Origin of the sequence: Klebsiella sp. Q11, assembly GCF_964241505.1 — a bacterium.
GTDB classification, from domain to species: domain Bacteria; phylum Pseudomonadota; class Gammaproteobacteria; order Enterobacterales; family Enterobacteriaceae; genus Klebsiella; species Klebsiella michiganensis.
Map to the genome: position 1 here is coordinate 60,933 of NZ_CAXSXW010000002.1, position 17,309 is coordinate 78,241.

Here is a 17,309-nt window from a genome sequence, read left to right on the forward strand (position 1 = left end):
GTAGACTGTCGCTCCTGAAGCTTATTTAATGGCAGGAGAGAAAAAATGACTGAGACAATGCAACGCTGGTCCATGGACGCCCTCGGGCGCGACAACCTCAAACTCATCCAGGCGCCTGTTCCGCAGGCAGGGCCGGGTGAAGTCCGCGTACGGGTGAATGCCGTTGCGCTCAACTATCGCGATAAAATGGTCATTGAAGGCACCATGCCGATTGCGCTTTCCTTCCCGTTTACGCCGGCGTCCGATATGGCGGGCGTGGTGGAAAGTACGGGTGAGGGCGTCACGCGTTTCACACCCGGCGCTCGCGTCATCTCGACCTTTTTCCCGGAGTGGATCGACGGTAGGCCAACAGCGGACGCCCGCACTTTGCCCTATAAAACGACCGGCGGTTACTTCCAGGGCATGCTGTCTGAGTACGTGATTGTGAATGAAAACGGGCTGGTGGCCGCCCCGGAAACCCTGGATGACGCCGAGGCCAGCACGTTACCGTGCGCCGGGCTTACCGCATGGTTCGCGCTGGTGGAGCGCGGTCATTTACGCGCCGGGCAATCGGTACTGGTGCAGGGCACGGGCGGTGTGGCGATATTCGCTTTGCAAATTGCCAAAGCGCAGGGGGCAGAGGTTTTTGTCACGTCCGGGAGCGATGAAAAACTGGCGCGGGCCAAACAACTCGGCGCCGATTATGGCATCAACCGGCTTAAGGGCGACTGGGCTGAAGGGATATACGAACTGACGAACGATCGCGGCATCGACCACATCATTGAAACCGTTGGCGGGGAGAACCTGAGGCATTCCCTGCGCGCCGTGGCGGTTCATGGGCGTATTTCGGTCATCGGCGTGCTGGCCGGCAGTGAAATCTCGCTACCGGCAGGCGAACTGTTGCTGAAATCCCCGGTGATTCAAGGTATTGGCGTTGGGCACCGCCGCGCGCTGGAAGATTTTGTCCGCGCCGTTGACGTGACCAGGCTGAAACCGGTGATTGAGCACCGTTACCGCTTTAACCAGCTTGCGCAGGCGCTTGAACACCTCGATCGCGGTGCGTTTGGCAAAATCGTGCTCACCCGCGAGTAAGACCCCGTTCCCCGGATCTTGCCTAAAAGGGGGGGTTCTGCTGCGCAATGTAGCTCTATTTTTGTGGGCTTAATCGCGTTAGCATGAGTAAGGACTCATCTTACCCGGGGATTTCATGGCTATTAAACTGATTGCAATCGATATGGACGGCACGCTGCTGCTGCCTGACCACACTATCTCTCCTGCGGTGAAAACCGCGATTGCCGCAGCCCGTGAACGCGGCGTCAACGTGGTGCTGACCACCGGCCGTCCTTACGCTGGCGTGCACAGCTATCTGAAAGAACTGCATATGGAGCAGCCAGGAGATTACTGCATCACCTATAACGGTGCTTTAGTGCAGAAGGCGAGCGACGGCAGTACCGTTGCGCAAACCGCGCTGGGCTACGACGACTACCGCTATCTGGAACAGCTGGCCCGCGATGTCGGCTCCCACTTCCACGCGCTCGATCGTAACACCCTGTATACCGCGAACCGCGATGTGAGCTATTACACGGTACATGAATCCTACGTGGCGACGATCCCGCTGGTCTTCTGCGAAGCCGAAAAGATGGATCCGAATATCCAGCTGCTGAAAGTGATGATGATCGATGAGCCGGCGATTCTGGACAAGGCTATCGCCCGCATTCCGGCTGAGGTGAAAGAGAAGTACACCGTGCTGAAAAGCGCGCCGTACTTCCTTGAAATTCTTGATAAACGCGTCACCAAAGGTACCGGCGTGAAATCGCTGGCCGATGCGCTGGGCATCCAGCCGGAAGAGGTGATGGCGATTGGCGATCAGGAAAACGACATCGCGATGATTGAATACGCTGGCGTCGGTGTGGCGATGGATAACGCGATTCCGGCCGTCAAAGAAGCGGCAAACTTTATCACCAAATCCAACCTGGAAGACGGTGTGGCATATGCTATTGAAAAATATGTCTTAAACTAAAAATCTCTTTCTGAAAAACCCGCGTTAATCGCGGGTTTTTTTATGCCCTGAGTTTACCCCGCCGCAAAATCACCAAACCGAATTGTCGTTTTTGTGATCTAAATTGTAGTACAACATGTTTGTGTTGTACTACATTGTGTCCATAGCAATGACGAGTGACATCACGTTAGTACTACAAAGTTGCGGTTAAAACCGCCTGTCGCGGTAAAGTAGAGAGACATCCAGAGCACAAGGACTTTCCATGACTCTCAATAAAACCGATCGCATCTTCATCACGCTGGGCAAGCAGATTGTCAGCGGCAAATACGTTCCCGGCTCTGCGCTGCCCGCTGAAGCCGACCTGTGTGAGGAGTTTGCCACCTCGCGCAATATCATTCGCGAAGTGTTCCGTTCGTTGATGGCTAAACGGCTGATTGAAATGAAGCGCTATCGCGGCGCGTTCGTTACCCCGCGCAACCAGTGGAATTATCTCGACACCGACGTTTTACAGTGGGTGCTGGAGAGTGATTACGACCCGCGGCTGATTAGCGCGATGAGCGAGGTACGTAACCTGGTTGAACCCGCGATCGCCCGCTGGGCGGCAGAGCGCGCGACGTCGAGCGACCTGGCGCAAATAGAAGACGCGCTCAACGACATGATCGCCAATAACCAGGACAGGGAAGCGTTTAACGAAGCGGATATTCGCTATCACGAGGCGGTGCTGCAGTCGGTGCATAACCCGGTTCTGCAGCAGCTCAACGTGGCGATCAGCTCGCTACAGCGGGCGGTATTTGAAAGAACGTGGATGGGCGATGAGGCTAACATGCCGAAAACGCTCCAGGAACATAAGGCGCTGTTTGACGCCATCCGGCATCAGGACAGCGAAGCGGCGGAGCAGGCGGCGCTCACCATGATCGCCAGCTCGACACGAAGGTTAAAGGAAATCACATGACATCTCGCTACATCGCAATTGACTGGGGATCGACCAACCTGCGCGCCTGGCTCTATCAGGGCGAACGGTGCCTGGAGAGCAGGCAATCGGAAGCAGGCGTCACGCGTCTGAACGGACACTCCCCCGCCGCGGTGTTTAGCGAAATAACCCGGGGCTGGCGCGACGGCGCGACCCCGGCGGTGATGGCAGGAATGGTCGGCAGTAACGTCGGCTGGCAGGCGGTACCCTACTTGCCGGTTCCCGTTCATTTCTCCGCCATTGGTGAACAATTAACTGCCGTTAGCGACAACGTCTGGATTATTCCCGGACTCAGCGTCTCTCGCGACGATAACCATAATGTGATGCGCGGCGAAGAGACTCAGCTCCTCGGCGCGCGGGCGATAGCCCCTTCTTCCGTCTACGTGATGCCCGGCACCCACTGCAAATGGGTGCAGGCAGACCGCCAACAAATTAACGACTTTCGCACGGTGATGACCGGCGAACTTCACCACCTGCTGCTGCGCCACTCGCTGGTCGGCGCCGGGTTACCGGAGCAGGTCTCCGCTCCTGACGCGTTTAACGCCGGGCTGGAGCGCGGCCTGCATTCGCCAGACATCCTGCCGCAGCTTTTTGAAGTTCGCGCTTCACACGTGCTGGGTTCGCTGCCGCGCGCGCATGTCGGCGAGTTTCTGTCGGGACTGCTGATTGGCGCGGAAGTCGCCACCCTGAGCCAACGCTTTCGCGACCAGCAGGTCACCATTGTCGCCGGCGAGGCGCTGGCGAACCGCTATCAGCAGGCACTGAGCGCCATTGGCCGTCAGACCAGCGTGGTGTCGGGCGACAACGCATTTCAGACAGGAATAAGGAGCATCATCCATGCAGTGGCAAACTAACTTACCGCTTATCGCTATCCTGCGCGGGATTACGCCGGAAGAGGCGCTGGCGCACGTGGGGGCGGCGATCGACGCCGGCTTCGACGCCGTTGAAATTCCGCTTAACTCACCGCAGTGGGAAAAGAGTATTCCCGCCGTTGTTGAGGCTTATGGTGATAAGGCGCTGATTGGCGCGGGCACCGTGCTTAATGCAGAGCGGGTGGACCAGCTTGCCCGAATGGGCTGCAGGCTTATCGTCACGCCCAATATTCAGCCGGAGGTCATTCGCCGTGCGGTGAGCTACGGCATGACGGTTTGTCCCGGATGCGCGACGGCGACGGAGGCGTTCGCCGCGCTGGACGCCGGGGCTCAGGCGTTGAAAGTCTTCCCATCTTCGGCTTTTGGCCCTGATTACATCAAAGCGCTAAAGGCCGTTTTGCCGCCGGAGGTGCCCGTTTTTGCGGTGGGCGGCGTGACGCCGGAAAATCTGGCGCAGTGGATAAAAGCAGGCTGTACCGGTGCCGGGCTGGGCAGCGATCTCTATCGCGCTGGCCAATCCGTAGAGCGTACCCAACGGCAGGCGGCAGCATTTGTTAAAGCGTATCGAGAGGCAGTGCAATGAAAATAACCAAACTCACCACGTATCGTTTACCCCCGCGCTGGATGTTTCTAAAAATTGAAACCGACGAAGGCGTGGTTGGCTGGGGCGAGCCCGTGATTGAAGGGCGCGCGCGCACCGTAGAGGCGGCGGTGCATGAGCTCGGCGAATATCTCATAGGCCAGGATCCGGCGCGGATTAACGACCTGTGGCAGGTGATGTACCGCGCGGGCTTTTACCGCGGCGGCCCGATTTTAATGAGCGCCATCGCCGGTATCGACCAGGCGCTGTGGGATATTAAAGGCAAAGTGCTGAACGCGCCGGTCTGGCAGCTAATGGGCGGCCTGGTGCGTGACAAAATCAAAGCCTACAGCTGGGTTGGCGGCGACCGTCCGGCAGAGGTGATTGATGGCATCAAGAAGCTGCGCTGTATTGGTTTTGATACCTTCAAATTAAACGGCTGCGAAGAGCTGGGGCTGATCGATAATTCTCGCGCGGTGGATGCGGCGGTGAATACCGTCGCGCAAATTCGCGAAGCGTTCGGCAATGAAATTGAGTTCGGTCTCGATTTTCACGGCCGCGTTAGCGCGCCAATGGCGAAGGTGCTGATTAAAGAGCTGGAGCAATATCGCCCGCTGTTTATTGAAGAGCCGGTTCTTGCTGAGCAGGCGGAATATTATCCGCGGCTGGCGGCGCAAACCTCGATTCCTATCGCGGCGGGCGAACGCATGTTCTCGCGCTTCGAGTTTAAACGCGTGCTGGAAGCCGGTGGGCTGGCCATTCTCCAACCCGATCTGTCGCACGCGGGCGGTATTACCGAGTGCTATAAAATCGCCGGAATGGCCGAAGCCTACGACGTGGCGCTGGCGCCGCACTGCCCGCTGGGGCCTGTTGCGCTTGCCGCCTGCCTGCACGTCGATTTTGTCTCCTATAACGCCGTCTTCCAGGAGCAAAGTATGGGCATTCACTATAACAAGGGCGCGGAATTACTCGACTTTGTGAAAAATAAAGACGACTTCAATATGGAAGGCGGTTTCTTTAAACCATTAATGAAGCCCGGGCTTGGCGTAGAAATCGATGAAGCGCGGGTCATTGAATTAAGTCAGAATGCGCCGGACTGGCGTAATCCGTTGTGGCGGCATGAGGATGGTAGCGTCGCGGAATGGTAAATGCGCGTCATACTTTGCGCTGCTGATGCGTTGGCTGCATTTTCTTATCCCAGTCACATACTAATGTATGCTCCTGGGAATGCGAAAATTTGCCGCCTTTCCCCAGCACAAATTATTTAGCGCATTACGGTTAAGTTATTAATAAAAAATTTAAATAAACCCTCTGTAAATTACCGGGCATGGTGAGCGGCCTCGCTATGCCCAAAATCTGGAGACAGATTGCGATGGATATTTCAGTTACAGCTGCAAAACCCGGGCGTCGTCGTTATTTGACGCTGATTATGATCTTTATTACCGTGGTGATTTGTTATGTTGATCGCGCCAACCTTGCGGTGGCATCGGCGCATATTCAGGAAGAGTTTGGTATTACCAAAGCGGAAATGGGATATGTATTTTCCGCCTTCGCGTGGCTGTATACGCTTTGCCAGATTCCCGGCGGTTGGTTCCTTGACCGCGTGGGCTCGAGGCTGACCTACTTTATCGCTATTTTTGGCTGGTCGGTGGCGACGCTACTGCAGGGATTTGCCACGGGGCTGATGTCGTTGATTGGCCTGCGCGCGATTACCGGGATATTTGAAGCGCCGGCGTTTCCCACCAATAATCGCATGGTGACCAGCTGGTTTCCGGAGCACGAGCGCGCATCAGCCGTCGGTTTTTACACCTCAGGCCAGTTTGTCGGGCTGGCATTCCTGACCCCGCTATTAATCTGGATTCAGGAAATGCTGAGCTGGCACTGGGTATTTATCGTTACCGGCGCTATCGGGATCGTATGGTCACTGATTTGGATTAAGGTTTATCAGCCGCCGCGTCTGACGAAAAGCATCAGCAAAGCCGAGCTGGATTATATTCGCGACGGCGGTGGTCTGGTGGACGGCGATGCGCCCGTTAAAAAAGAGGCGCGGCAGCCGCTGACCAAAGCCGACTGGAAGCTGGTATTCCATCGCAAACTGATAGGCGTTTACCTTGGGCAGTTTGCCGTGACCTCGACGCTGTGGTTCTTCCTGACCTGGTTCCCCAACTATCTGACCCAGGAAAAGGGGATTACGGCGCTGAAAGCGGGCTTTATGACCACGGTTCCGTTCCTTGCCGCCTTTGTTGGCGTGCTGCTCTCCGGCTGGCTGGCGGACAGGCTGGTGAGAAAAGGTTTCTCATTAGGCGCCGCGCGTAAAACCCCGATTATCTGCGGCCTGCTGATCTCGACCTGCATCATGGGCGCAAACTATACCAACGATCCGGTGTGGATTATGGTCCTGATGGCGCTGGCCTTCTTCGGTAACGGCTTCGCTTCCATTACCTGGTCGCTGGTCTCTTCGCTTGCGCCGATGCGGCTTATCGGGTTGACCGGTGGAATGTTTAATTTCGTCGGCGGGCTGGGCGGTATCACCGTTCCGCTGGTGGTGGGCTATCTGGCCCAGGACTATGGTTTTGCCCCTGCGCTGGTTTATATTTCCGTTATTGCGCTGGTGGGCGCGCTCTCTTACATCCTGCTGGTGGGGGATGTCAAACGAGTAGGCTAATTCTTTCCGATACGATACCCTGATGCGAAAGTCTCGCATCAGGGTATGTTTATGAAACAAGTCACCTTTGCTCCCCGTCATCATCAGCTTACCAACACGCGCGCCTGGACGGCGGACAGCCGGTGGCTGGTCTTTGACGTTCGTCCCTCTGGCGCCTCTTTTACCGGCGAAACCATCGAGCGGGTGAATGTCGAGACGGGAGAGGTTGAGATCCTCTACCGTGCCGGACAGGGCGCGTACGTTGGCGTGGTGACCGTTCATCCATCGATAGATAAATATGTCTTTATCCACGGGCCGGAAAACCCTGACGAGCGCTGGCATTACGATTTCCACCATCGTCGCGGCGTGGTCTCCTGGCAGGGCGAAACGCACAACCTCGATGCGATGGATATTTCCGCCCCCTATACACCCGGCGCGCTGCGCGGCGGTAGCCATGTGCATGTCTTCAGCCCGAACGGCGAATTTGTCAGCTTTACCTATAACGACCACGTGCTGCATGAACGCGATCCGGCGCTGGATTTGCGCAACGTTGGCGTGGCGGTTCCCTATGGCCCGGTAGTACCGCGTGGGGATCATCCACGAGAATACGGCGGCAGCCACTGGTGCGTGCTGGTCAGCCGCACAACGCCGACCCCCGCGCCGGGCAGCGACGAGATTAATCGCGCCTATGAAGAGGGCTGGGTGGGCAACCGTGCGCTGGCGTTTATTGGCGATACGCTGGCGGTAAATGGCGACAAAGTGCCGGAGCTATTTATTGTCGAACTGCCGGAGAGCGAACAGGGCTGGAAGCAGTCTGGCGATGCGCCATTGGCAGGAACGGAAACCACGATGCCGGCTCCCCCTGCCGGCGTTATTCAGCGTCGCTTAACGTTTACCCACCAACGCCGTTACCCGGGACTGGTGAATACGCCGCGTCATTGGGTGCGCGCTAATCCGTCGGCAACGGACATCGCTTTTCTGATGCGCGACGAGGCCGGCGTGGTGCAAATGTGGCTTATCTCGGCGCAGGGAGACAAGCTGCGGCAGCTGACCCACAACCGATCCGATATCCAGTCGGCGTTTAACTGGCATCCATCAGGAAAATGGCTGGGCTTTGTGCTGGAAAACCGCATCGCGCTTTGTGATGCGCGGAGCGGGGAAATCGACTTTTTGACCGATGAGCATGCCAATCCGCCTTCGGCCGACGCGGTCGTCTTTTCGCCAGACGGCACACGGCTTGCCTGGATGGAGGAGGTGGACGGTTACCGCCAGCTGTGGGTAACCACAACGGCGCGCTAAATCAGGGGTTCGGCATTGGCGCTGGCGGGATCACTGCGTTGGTCGCCAGCGTCTCTTTCTCGCTCTTTTCCACGCGCGATTTAACCGAGCTATCGGTGCGGAACATATCCCACGGTAGCAGCAGCGTGTCCATAACGGCCGTGAGCGGCATATCCAGCGCCACCAGGGATTTCGTACCCCAGTTGGCATCGCTATCTCCCAGCATTTGCGCGCTGGCGCGCGTTCCCGGATAGGTTCCTTCCTTACCGCCGGTATGTGACATCACGCTGGAGCAACCGCCTAAACTTATCATCCCGCTAAACAGGACCAGCTTTAACAGACCGTTTTTCATCATTTTTCCGTCATCGTTACGGGCGTTGATAGAACCTTCTATGTACAAAATCATGCAGGGCGCAGCCAACAGAGCCGCGGCCCGAAGAATGGCGTACATATCGGTTATATCGGGCCATTCCATGGATGCATAGTGCCATTGCGCCGCACTGTGGCAGGCGTCGCACTTTGCCTTTTGTGCTGTCCCTCCAGTCTAAGCAATAGACCGCAAACTGCAAAAAAAATTGCCCATTTCCCCTTGAAAAGGTCATGGATATACCCATTTTAGGAATGTGTCTCCCGGAGAATACGCCGAATGGGTATTCCGGGTAATAACGGCCTGTCCATGATGGAAGGTCAGATAATTCTCGCTGATTTCAGGAGCTATGTATTATGCGTAATTTCGATCTCTCCCCGCTGTATCGTTCTGCTATTGGTTTCGACCGCCTTTTCAATCTGTTAGAAAATAATCAAAGCCAGAGTAATGGCGGCTATCCTCCGTACAACGTTGAGTTAGTAGACGAGAACAACTACCGCATCGCGATTGCCGTTGCCGGTTTTGCCGAGAGCGAACTGGAAATTACCGCGCAGGATAATCTGCTTATCGTAAAAGGCGCCCATGCCGCCGAGCAGAAAGAGCGCACTTACCTGTATCAGGGCATCGCTGAACGCAATTTTGAGCGTAAATTCCAGCTTGCGGAAAATATTCATATTCGCGGCGCCAACCTGGTAAACGGTCTGCTGTATATCGACCTTGAGCGAGTTATTCCTGAAGCGAATAAGCCGCGCCGTATCGAGATCAACTAATTTGTTGGGCCGCGAAGGCGGCCCGGTATTCATTCAAAAAAACTGCCCGCCGTCAGGGGGCAAAGGCGAATCCACAGGATTTGCAGATATCCACTCGCTTCTTAGAAGGAGAAAGACTATGCGTAACTACGATTTATCCCCGCTGCTGCGTCAATGGATCGGTTTTGACAAACTGGCCAACGCGCTGCAAACCGCCGGTGAAAGCCAGAGCTTCCCGCCCTATAACATCGAAAAAAGCGACGACAACCACTATCGCATTACCCTTGCGCTGGCCGGTTTCCGTCAGGAAGATTTGGATATCCAGCTTGAAGGCACGCGCCTGACGGTAAAAGGCGCGCCGCAGCAGCCGGAAAAAGAGACCAAATGGCTGCACCAGGGGCTGGTTAACCAGGCGTTTAGCCTGAGCTTCACGCTCGCCGAAAATATGGAAGTCTCCGGGGCAACCTTTACCAACGGCCTGCTGCATATCGATTTGACCCGCAACGAGCCGGAACAGATCGCCCCGCAGCGTATCGCCATCAGCGAGCGCCCCGCGTTAGATAGCTAATTAAGCTAACCACCTATAAAGCCCCGATGTTCGGGGCTTTTTTGTGTGTGATACGCATTACTTTGTCCTTTCTTGCTGTGTTCAACAAAATGGTCGTTGGCTGATCCCGTGATTATTGTGCGCCAGGCGGCATACAGCCTGGTGAGTACCGGTCATAATCCTCATTGTGAGTAATGTTATACACAGGGAAGAGACGATGAGTGATATAGCATTGACCGTTAGCGTATTGGCGCTGGTGGCGGTCGTCGGATTGTGGATCGGCAATGTAAAAGTGCGCGGTGTCGGCTTCGGTATCGGAGGCGTGCTGTTTGGCGGTATTATCGTCGGCCACTTTGTGGACCAGGCGGGCATTACGCTCAGCAGCCCTATGCTGCACTTTATTCAGGAATTTGGCCTGATTCTCTTCGTGTATACCATCGGTATCCAGGTGGGGCCGGGCTTCTTCGCCTCGCTGCGCGTCTCCGGCCTGCGGCTGAACCTCTTCGCTATTCTGATCGTCATTCTCGGCGGCCTGGTCACCGCGGTCCTGCATAAACTGTTCGATATCCCTCTTCCCGTGGTGCTCGGCATCTTCTCCGGCGCGGTAACCAACACGCCTGCGCTGGGGGCCGGGCAGCAGATCCTGCGCGACCTTGGCGTGCCGCTTGATACCGTCGATCAGATGGGGATGAGCTACGCCATGGCCTATCCGTTTGGTATCTGCGGCATTTTGCTGACCATGTGGCTGGTGCGACTGTTTTTCCGCATCAACGTCGAGAAAGAAGCCCAGCAGTTTGACGAGATCAGCGGCAACGGCCACGCGCATCTTCAGACCATCAACGTGCGGGTCGAAAACCCCAACCTGAACAATATGGCGATTCAGGATGTGCCGATGCTTAACAGCGACAAGCTGATCTGCTCGCGCCTCAAGCGCGAGGAGATGCTAATGGTGCCCGCGCCGAATACCCTGATTCAGCTCGGGGACCTGCTGCACCTGGTCGGGCGACCGGAGGATTTACACAATGCCCAGCTGGTGATTGGCAAGGAGGTTTCCACTTCGCTCTCCACGCGCGGTACCGATCTGAAAGTCGAGCGCGTGGTAGTCACTAACGAAAAAGTATTGGGTAAACGCATACGCGATCTGCACTTTAAACAGCGCTATGACGTGGTGATCTCGCGACTCAATCGCGCCGGGGTTGAGCTGGTCGCCAGCAGCCATGCCAGCCTGCAGTTCGGCGATATTCTTAACCTCGTCGGCCGTCCGGAGGCGATTGACGCGGTGGCCGCCGAGCTGGGCAACGCCCAGCAAAAACTGCAGCAGGTGCAGATGCTGCCGGTATTTATCGGTATTGGCCTGGGCGTGCTGCTGGGCTCCATTCCGCTGTTTATTCCGGGGTTCCCGGCGGCGCTGAAGCTGGGCCTGGCAGGGGGGCCGCTGATTATGGCGCTGATCCTCGGGCGTATCGGCAGCATCGGTAAGCTCTACTGGTTTATGCCGCCCAGCGCTAACCTTGCGCTGCGCGAGCTGGGCATTGTGCTGTTTCTCGCTGTGGTTGGCCTGAAATCCGGCGGCGATTTTGTGGCGACGCTGATTGACGGTGATGGCATGAGCTGGATTGTCTACGGCATCTTTATCACCGCTATCCCACTGCTGGCTGTCGGTATTCTGGCGCGGATGCTGGCGAAGATGAACTACCTGACCCTGTGCGGGATGCTGGCCGGTTCAATGACCGACCCGCCCGCGCTGGCCTTTGCCAACAACCTGCATGCCACCAGCGGCGCGGCGGCGCTCTCTTACGCGACCGTTTATCCGCTGGTCATGTTCTTACGTATTATCACGCCGCAGCTACTGGCGGTGCTGTTCTGGGGGATAGGTTAACGGATTCTCCGCCTGGACGCGCCGCAGGTGGTAGTCCACCTGATACTCGCTGGCGTTACGGAACATCACCGAATAGTTAAGAAACTCGCCGCTGTCGCTGTAGGACAGGGAGGTTATACGCAGCAGCGGCGTCTGCTCCGGCACGTTCATCGACTGTGCCAGCTGCCTGTCCGCCAGCACCGGCGACAGCGTTTCATAGTTGCCGCTAATGGTTATGCCACACTCCTTCTCGATGTAATCGAACTTCGACCCTTCCAGATGCACCAGCGACAGATTGCGAAACAGCTTCACCGGCATATAGCTGTCCTCCAGCATTAGCGGCTTGCCATCGACATAGCGCACCCGGCGCGAGAAGTAGATCCGTTCATCAATTTGTATCCGCAGCAGGCTGGCGATAGCCGGGGGGGCGGGCATCACCTCAAAAACCAATACCCGGCTGACCACCTCTTTACCCTGCTTGCGCAGCACCTCGGCCAGCCCGGTCAGATTGCTGGTTTCATGATGCAGGTCTTTGCGGGCGACGTAGGTGCCGGAGCCGTGCCGACGCACCACCAGTCCCCAGGTGACCAGCAGATCGATGGCTTTGCGGATAGTCATGCGCGCGACGCCGAACTCTTCCGCCAGCTTTTTTTCCCCGGGAAGCGGGCTGCCGACTTCGAAATCGGAGGAGTTGAGGCGCAAACGTAATCTGTCGGCGATGGATTTGTAGATCACCAGTAGACCTCTATTCACTCAGTTGAAAACGATGATGCACGGATTATTAGCTTTAAAAATAGAGTTAATACATATGGATAAATACGCTTGGTTACAGAGGCGTAATAAGCGCAATTCAGAATGTCTAATTTTTACTTAAAAAGTAGACAACATTGGCGCAATTAAAACCATGAAAGCGATCACGAATCGTAACGGCGCCGCATGTTGTCGACCGGGCAAATTTCTATTCTCGTTTCAGGCCAGTACAAATAATTACCCTGAATCATTCACCGCGGTACGTGAAGCATGCCGGGTATGGATAAGGCCACTCACCCTATGAGTTGTTATATGAGGATTTTCAAATGCTCAGTCAAATACAACGCTTTGGCGGCGCCATGTTTACCCCGGTTTTACTCTTTCCTTTCGCCGGGATCGTGGTGGGTATCGCCATTATGCTGCGCAACCCGATGTTCGTCGGGGAAGCGCTCACAGCACCCGATAGTTTATTTGCTCAGATCGTTCACATTGTTGAAGAGGGCGGCTGGACCGTCTTTCGTAATATGCCGCTGATTTTCGCCGTCGGTCTGCCGATCGGCCTGGCGAAACAGGCCCAGGGCCGGGCCTGCCTGGCGGTACTGGTCAGCTTCCTCACCTGGAACTACTTCATCAACGCCATGGGAATGACCTGGGGCCACTTCTTCGGCGTCGATTTTTCCGTGGAGCCGACGCCAGGCAGCGGCCTGACGATGATGGCCGGGATTAAAACGCTCGATACCAGCATTATCGGCGCGATTGTTATCTCCGGGCTGGTGACCGCCCTGCATAACCGCTACTTCGATAAACCGCTGCCGGTGTTTCTGGGGATTTTCCAGGGCTCCTCGTTTGTGGTGATTGTCGCCTTCCTGGCGATGATCCCCTGCGCCTGGCTGACCCTGCTTGGCTGGCCAAAAGTGCAGATGGGCATTGAATCGCTGCAGGCCTTCTTACGCTCGGCCGGGGCGCTGGGGGTCTGGGTCTATATTTTCCTTGAGCGCATTCTGATCCCGACCGGTTTACATCACTTTGTCTACGGACCGTTTATTTTCGGCCCGGCGGTAGTGGAAAGCGGTATTCAGGTTTACTGGGCGCAGCATTTACATGAGTTCAGCCAGAGTACCGAGGCGCTGAAAACCCTCTTCCCGGAAGGCGGATTCGCGCTGCACGGTAACTCGAAGGTCTTTGGTTCTGTGGGTATCGCGCTGGCGATCTACTACACCGCCGCGCCGGAAAATCGCGTGAAAGTCGCCGGTCTGCTGATTCCCGCCACCTTGACCGCCGTACTGGTGGGAATAACCGAGCCGTTAGAGTTCACCTTCCTGTTTATCTCGCCGCTGCTGTTTGCCGTCCATGCGGTGCTGGCGGCCACTATGGCGACGGTGATGTATATCTGCGGCGTGGTAGGCAACTTTGGCGGCGGCCTGCTCGACCAGTTCCTGCCGCAAAACTGGATCCCCATGTTCCACAACCATGCCTCAATGATGTTTATCCAGATAGGCGTTGGCGTGTGCTTCACCGCACTCTACTTCGTCATCTTCCGCACGTTGATTCTGCGCCTGAACCTGAAAACGCCGGGCCGCGAAGAGAGTGAAATTAAGCTCTATAGCAAAGCGGATTATCAGGCCGCGCGCGGCAAAACCAGCGCCGCGGGGGCAGCGGATACCAAACTGGGCCAGGCCGCCGGCTTCCTGCAGGCGCTGGGCGGAGCGGGCAATATCGAAAGCATTAATAACTGCGCCACCCGACTGCGCATCGCGCTGGTCGATATGGCGAAGACGCAAAGCGACGACGTCTTTAAAGCGCTGGGCGCCCACGGCGTAGTCCGCCGCGGCAACGGAATTCAGGTCATCGTCGGCCTGCACGTTCCTCAGGTCCGCGACCAGCTGGAAACCCTCATCAAAGATTCTCTACAGACCGAACAAACCACCATGACGGAGGCAGTATCATGAAAAAATTCTCAGTTGTTATCGCAGGCGGCGGCAGTACCTTCACCCCGGGCATCGTGCTGATGCTGTTAGCGAACCAGGATCGCTTCCCGCTGCGGTCGCTGAAATTTTACGACAACGACGGCGCGCGTCAGGAGACCATCGCCGAGGCGTGCAAAGTGATCCTCAAAGAGCAGGCGCCGGAGATTGAATTCAGCTATACCACCGACCCGCAGGCGGCCTTTACCGACGTTGATTTCGTGATGGCGCATATCCGCGTGGGCAAATACCCGATGCGTGAAAAAGATGAAAAAATTCCGCTGCGCCACGGCGTTCTGGGCCAGGAAACCTGCGGCCCTGGCGGTATCGCCTACGGTATGCGCTCCATCGGCGGCGTCCTGGAGCTGGTGGACTATATGGAAAAATATTCGCCGAACGCCTGGATGCTGAACTACTCCAACCCGGCGGCCATTGTGGCGGAAGCGACCCGTCGCCTGCGTCCGAACGCCAGAATTCTCAACATTTGCGATATGCCGATCGGTATCGAAGGGCGGATGGCGCAAATCGTCGGCCTCAAGGACCGCAAGCAGATGCGCGTGCGCTACTATGGGCTGAACCACTTCGGCTGGTGGACCTCGATTGAAGATCTACAGGGTAACGATCTGATGCCGAAACTGCGCGAACATGTGGCGAAATTCGGCTATGTTCCGCCATCAAACGATCCCCATACCGAGGCGAGCTGGAACGACACCTTCGCCAAGGCGAAGGACGTGCAGGCGCTGGATCCGGATACGATGCCGAATACTTACCTTAAGTACTATCTGTTCCCGGACTACGTCGTGGCGCACTCCAATCCGGAACGCACCCGCGCCAACGAGGTGATGGACCACCGTGAGAAAAACGTCTTTAGCGCCTGCCGGGCCATTATTGCCGCGGGCCACTCGTCCGCAGGCGATCTGGAAATTGACGAACACGCGTCCTACATCGTCGATCTGGCGGCGGCGATTGCCTTTAATACTCAGGAACGCATGCTGCTGATTGTGCCAAACAACGGGGCGATTCATAACTTTGACGCCGATGCGATGGTGGAAATTCCGTGCCTGGTTGGCCACAACGGACCGGAGCCGCTGACGGTAGGCGACATTCCCCACTTCCAGAAAGGGATGATGAGCCAGCAGGTTGCGGTGGAAAAACTGGTGGTGGATGCCTGGGAACAGCGCTCTTATCACAAGCTGTGGCAGGCCATTGCGCTGTCGAAAACCGTGCCGAGCGCATCCGTTGCGAAAGCGATTCTTGATGACCTGATTGCGGCCAATAAAGCGTACTGGCCGGAACTGCATTAATCCTGCTGACCGGCAGCCACACGGTGCCGGTTATTCATTTATCGGCCTGATAGCCCGACTTTATACGGTTATCAGACCTGAGCTTCCTCTGAAACGGGGCGATTATTAATGCCCTCCGCTTTGGCAGTCAGGTAGAATCGGCGGTATTTTACGCAACCGGGAATCCATCAAGGAGTCATGATGAAAATATCCCGCCTTGGTGAAGCGCCGGATTACCGCTTCTCGCTGGCGAATGAACGTACCTTTCTGGCGTGGATCCGCACTTCGCTTGGCTTTTTAGCCGGTGGCGTCGGCCTGGACCAGCTGGCGCCGGATTTCGCTACGCCGCTGATTCGCGAAATTCTGGCGCTGCTGCTGTGCCTGTTTGCCGGCGGTCTGGCGATTTACGGCTATATACGTTGGCTGAGCAACGAAAAGGCGATGCGGCTGAAACAGGATCTTCCCTATACCCGCACGCTGCTGCTGATCAGTATTCTGCTGACCCTCGTCATCGTGGTAGTGATGGCGCTGGTGCTCTATGCCGGATAATCGCCGGGCGCGTCGCGAGAGCGATCCGGGCCTGCAGCCGGAGCGTACGTCGCTGGCCTGGTTTCGCACCCTTTTAGGCTATGGCGCGCTGCTGGCGCTGGCGATTAAGCACCACTGGCATCAGGCGGGGATCGCATTCTGGATTTCGCTGTGCATATTGCCGTTCGCCGCCCTCATCCTCTGGCGCTATACCCGCAGCCGTAATCTGATGAACGTTGAGCAAAGCGATTTTGCTCAGCCGCAGGCGGTTCGTGACAAATTTTTGATCGCATTCGCAGTACTTTCCCTGTCATTGTTGTTTGCTGTAACCCATATACGACAGGTGATTTTGTTTATTAAGGATATGACATGACAGGATGTCAGGCCGATTACGGTGACGATCGGCACTGCGGTAACTGCAAATCGCTGGCGAGCGATCTTCCGGTACAGGAAGTCATTATCGATCGTCAGGCGTGCCAACGCCCCGAGCGTGTCTACCATCAGCTGAGCGCTCAGGGAGCCGTGGCCATCAAGTTTATTCCCCATCTGCAACCTTCCGACGCCCGGCTGTGGGGGGATTTCCTCTGCGCGGTGTTTGCGATTTGGGTTAAAGAAGATGCTAACCGCATCGTCGTGCCGCTGTTTGAGGCCACGCTGCGCGCCTGGCGCGGCGAGTCGGTGCAGTATGCCAACAATCCGCCGGGGCCAGCCTGCGCGGGCTGCGCCTGGCTAAGATTATGCGGTGGGGGCTGCCCGCAGCTGCGTCTGGAGGATGGCTCCAATGCGCTATGCGAGGGTTACCGGCAGTTTTATAGCTGGAGCGCCCCCTATATGCGCGTTCTGCGCGATCTACTCAATCAGCACCGTTCGCCGGTTGAGCTTATGCATCTGCTGCGCTAAAAAATGGCGACGAAAGAAGCTTCGTCGCCATCGCGTTGACC

General features: G+C 56.6%; 18 protein-coding genes and 1 other annotated feature. Of the genes, 16 read left to right on the forward strand and 2 right to left on the reverse strand.

The features are described from left to right. Window positions 1-45 precede the first annotated feature (45 nt). From ACESQ2_RS02685 to ACESQ2_RS02720, 8 genes are all read left to right on the forward strand, one after another. On the forward strand, window positions 46-1,071 hold the full coding sequence (locus tag ACESQ2_RS02685) for an NAD(P)-dependent alcohol dehydrogenase (RefSeq protein WP_373170144.1): 1,026 nt from the start codon (window positions 46-48) through the stop codon (window positions 1,069-1,071). A 115-nt stretch (window positions 1,072-1,186) separates the two neighbouring features. Continuing rightward, window positions 1,187-1,999 carry a sugar-phosphatase gene (gene yidA / locus ACESQ2_RS02690; RefSeq protein ID WP_004855697.1) on the forward strand — a complete coding sequence of 271 codons (813 nt, stop codon included), beginning with the start codon at window positions 1,187-1,189 and terminating at the stop codon, window positions 1,997-1,999. A gap of 241 nt (window positions 2,000-2,240) precedes the next feature. After that, on the forward strand, window positions 2,241-2,930 hold the full coding sequence (gene dgoR, locus ACESQ2_RS02695; RefSeq protein WP_032694289.1) for a D-galactonate utilization transcriptional regulator DgoR: 690 nt from the start codon (window positions 2,241-2,243) through the stop codon (window positions 2,928-2,930). Next, window positions 2,927-3,802 (forward strand): 2-dehydro-3-deoxygalactonokinase, encoded by an 876-nt coding sequence (locus tag ACESQ2_RS02700; protein WP_049070884.1) that lies wholly within the window; start codon window positions 2,927-2,929, stop codon window positions 3,800-3,802. Before dgoR ends, ACESQ2_RS02700 begins: the two co-directional genes overlap by 4 nt. Next, window positions 3,786-4,403: a 2-dehydro-3-deoxy-6-phosphogalactonate aldolase gene (locus ACESQ2_RS02705; protein ID WP_014227330.1), complete on the forward strand. Its 618-nt coding sequence runs from the start codon at window positions 3,786-3,788 to the stop codon at window positions 4,401-4,403. The genes ACESQ2_RS02700 and ACESQ2_RS02705 overlap by 17 nt, the downstream gene beginning before the upstream one ends. Next, a complete protein-coding gene (gene dgoD / locus ACESQ2_RS02710) occupies window positions 4,400-5,548 on the forward strand; it encodes a galactonate dehydratase (RefSeq protein ID WP_373170145.1) in 1,149 nt (382 codons plus the stop codon). The genes ACESQ2_RS02705 and dgoD overlap by 4 nt, the downstream gene beginning before the upstream one ends. 179 nt (window positions 5,549-5,727) lie before the next feature. Beyond that, complete coding sequence (locus ACESQ2_RS02715; protein WP_071846050.1) at window positions 5,728-7,065, forward strand: MFS transporter; 1,338 nt, start codon at window positions 5,728-5,730, stop codon at window positions 7,063-7,065. A gap of 51 nt (window positions 7,066-7,116) precedes the next feature. Then, entirely contained in the window at window positions 7,117-8,343 is a 1,227-nt protein-coding gene (locus tag ACESQ2_RS02720; RefSeq protein ID WP_154905711.1) for a DUF3748 domain-containing protein, read from the forward strand. 1 nt (window position 8,344) lies between these two features. Here ACESQ2_RS02720 and ACESQ2_RS02725 read toward each other — a convergent pair whose 3' ends face one another. Further along, window positions 8,345-8,677 (reverse strand): YceK/YidQ family lipoprotein, encoded by a 333-nt coding sequence (locus ACESQ2_RS02725; protein WP_025107564.1) that lies wholly within the window; start codon window positions 8,675-8,677, stop codon window positions 8,345-8,347. A 300-nt stretch (window positions 8,678-8,977) separates the two neighbouring features. Then, window positions 8,978-9,052 (forward strand) — a sequence feature (ROSE (Repression Of Heat Shock gene Expression) occurs in the 5'-region of heat shock genes and acts as an RNA thermometer to modulate expression.). Here ACESQ2_RS02725 and ibpA point away from each other — a divergent pair. From ibpA to ACESQ2_RS02740, 3 genes are all read left to right on the forward strand, one after another. Beyond that, window positions 9,046-9,459, forward strand: a complete 414-nt coding sequence (ibpA, locus tag ACESQ2_RS02730) for a small heat shock chaperone IbpA (RefSeq protein ID WP_004126917.1) — start codon at window positions 9,046-9,048, stop codon at window positions 9,457-9,459. It overlaps the preceding feature by 7 nt. A 118-nt stretch (window positions 9,460-9,577) precedes the next feature. Then, complete coding sequence (gene ibpB / locus ACESQ2_RS02735; RefSeq protein ID WP_014227324.1) at window positions 9,578-10,006, forward strand: small heat shock chaperone IbpB; 429 nt, start codon at window positions 9,578-9,580, stop codon at window positions 10,004-10,006. Window positions 10,007-10,202: 196 nt separating this feature from the next. Beyond that, the gene (locus tag ACESQ2_RS02740; RefSeq protein ID WP_004855675.1) at window positions 10,203-11,864 is read left to right on the forward strand and encodes a putative transporter; all 1,662 of its coding nucleotides are present in this window, start codon (window positions 10,203-10,205) and stop codon (window positions 11,862-11,864) included. Here ACESQ2_RS02740 and ACESQ2_RS02745 read toward each other — a convergent pair. Continuing rightward, window positions 11,832-12,578: a GntR family transcriptional regulator gene (locus ACESQ2_RS02745; protein WP_014227323.1), complete on the reverse strand. Its 747-nt coding sequence runs from the start codon at window positions 12,576-12,578 to the stop codon at window positions 11,832-11,834. The two genes, ACESQ2_RS02740 and ACESQ2_RS02745, sit on opposite strands and share 33 nt — an antisense overlap. A gap of 341 nt (window positions 12,579-12,919) precedes the next feature. Between ACESQ2_RS02745 and ACESQ2_RS02750 the strand changes: the two genes are divergently transcribed. From ACESQ2_RS02750 to ACESQ2_RS02770, 5 genes are all read left to right on the forward strand, one after another. Beyond that, window positions 12,920-14,542 carry an alpha-glucoside-specific PTS transporter subunit IIBC gene (locus ACESQ2_RS02750; RefSeq protein WP_046877114.1) on the forward strand — a complete coding sequence of 541 codons (1,623 nt, stop codon included), beginning with the start codon at window positions 12,920-12,922 and terminating at the stop codon, window positions 14,540-14,542. After that, on the forward strand, window positions 14,539-15,861 hold the full coding sequence (locus ACESQ2_RS02755) for a 6-phospho-alpha-glucosidase (RefSeq protein WP_004855669.1): 1,323 nt from the start codon (window positions 14,539-14,541) through the stop codon (window positions 15,859-15,861). Before ACESQ2_RS02750 ends, ACESQ2_RS02755 begins: the two co-directional genes overlap by 4 nt. Before the next feature lie 180 nt (window positions 15,862-16,041). Continuing rightward, entirely contained in the window at window positions 16,042-16,389 is a 348-nt protein-coding gene (locus tag ACESQ2_RS02760; protein ID WP_004855665.1) for a YidH family protein, read from the forward strand. Further along, the gene (locus tag ACESQ2_RS02765; protein WP_014227322.1) at window positions 16,379-16,741 is read left to right on the forward strand and encodes a DUF202 domain-containing protein; all 363 of its coding nucleotides are present in this window, start codon (window positions 16,379-16,381) and stop codon (window positions 16,739-16,741) included. The genes ACESQ2_RS02760 and ACESQ2_RS02765 overlap by 11 nt, the downstream gene beginning before the upstream one ends. After that, window positions 16,738-17,268, forward strand: a complete 531-nt coding sequence (locus ACESQ2_RS02770; protein WP_004855659.1) for a radical SAM protein — start codon at window positions 16,738-16,740, stop codon at window positions 17,266-17,268. The genes ACESQ2_RS02765 and ACESQ2_RS02770 overlap by 4 nt, the downstream gene beginning before the upstream one ends. The last annotated feature ends 41 nt before the right edge of the window (window positions 17,269-17,309 follow it).

What these genes read in the sequence shown, in the direction of transcription:
- ACESQ2_RS02685 (WP_373170144.1), top strand. Translation starts at nt 46, where the DNA reads ATGACTGAGACAATGCAACGCTGGTCCATGGACGCCCTCGGGCGCGAC.
- yidA (WP_004855697.1), top strand. Translation starts at nt 1,187, where the DNA reads ATGGCTATTAAACTGATTGCAATCGATATGGACGGCACGCTGCTGCTG.
- dgoR (WP_032694289.1), top strand. Translation starts at nt 2,241, where the DNA reads ATGACTCTCAATAAAACCGATCGCATCTTCATCACGCTGGGCAAGCAG.
- ACESQ2_RS02700 (WP_049070884.1), top strand. Translation starts at nt 2,927, where the DNA reads ATGACATCTCGCTACATCGCAATTGACTGGGGATCGACCAACCTGCGC.
- ACESQ2_RS02705 (WP_014227330.1), top strand. Translation starts at nt 3,786, where the DNA reads ATGCAGTGGCAAACTAACTTACCGCTTATCGCTATCCTGCGCGGGATT.
- dgoD (WP_373170145.1), top strand. Translation starts at nt 4,400, where the DNA reads ATGAAAATAACCAAACTCACCACGTATCGTTTACCCCCGCGCTGGATG.
- ACESQ2_RS02715 (WP_071846050.1), top strand. Translation starts at nt 5,728, where the DNA reads ATGGTGAGCGGCCTCGCTATGCCCAAAATCTGGAGACAGATTGCGATG.
- ACESQ2_RS02720 (WP_154905711.1), top strand. Translation starts at nt 7,117, where the DNA reads ATGAAACAAGTCACCTTTGCTCCCCGTCATCATCAGCTTACCAACACG.
- ACESQ2_RS02725 (WP_025107564.1), bottom strand. Translation starts at nt 8,677, where the DNA reads ATGATGAAAAACGGTCTGTTAAAGCTGGTCCTGTTTAGCGGGATGATA.
- ibpA (WP_004126917.1), top strand. Translation starts at nt 9,046, where the DNA reads ATGCGTAATTTCGATCTCTCCCCGCTGTATCGTTCTGCTATTGGTTTC.
- ibpB (WP_014227324.1), top strand. Translation starts at nt 9,578, where the DNA reads ATGCGTAACTACGATTTATCCCCGCTGCTGCGTCAATGGATCGGTTTT.
- ACESQ2_RS02740 (WP_004855675.1), top strand. Translation starts at nt 10,203, where the DNA reads ATGAGTGATATAGCATTGACCGTTAGCGTATTGGCGCTGGTGGCGGTC.
- ACESQ2_RS02750 (WP_046877114.1), top strand. Translation starts at nt 12,920, where the DNA reads ATGCTCAGTCAAATACAACGCTTTGGCGGCGCCATGTTTACCCCGGTT.
- ACESQ2_RS02755 (WP_004855669.1), top strand. Translation starts at nt 14,539, where the DNA reads ATGAAAAAATTCTCAGTTGTTATCGCAGGCGGCGGCAGTACCTTCACC.
- ACESQ2_RS02760 (WP_004855665.1), top strand. Translation starts at nt 16,042, where the DNA reads ATGAAAATATCCCGCCTTGGTGAAGCGCCGGATTACCGCTTCTCGCTG.
- ACESQ2_RS02765 (WP_014227322.1), top strand. Translation starts at nt 16,379, where the DNA reads ATGCCGGATAATCGCCGGGCGCGTCGCGAGAGCGATCCGGGCCTGCAG.
- ACESQ2_RS02770 (WP_004855659.1), top strand. Translation starts at nt 16,738, where the DNA reads ATGACAGGATGTCAGGCCGATTACGGTGACGATCGGCACTGCGGTAAC.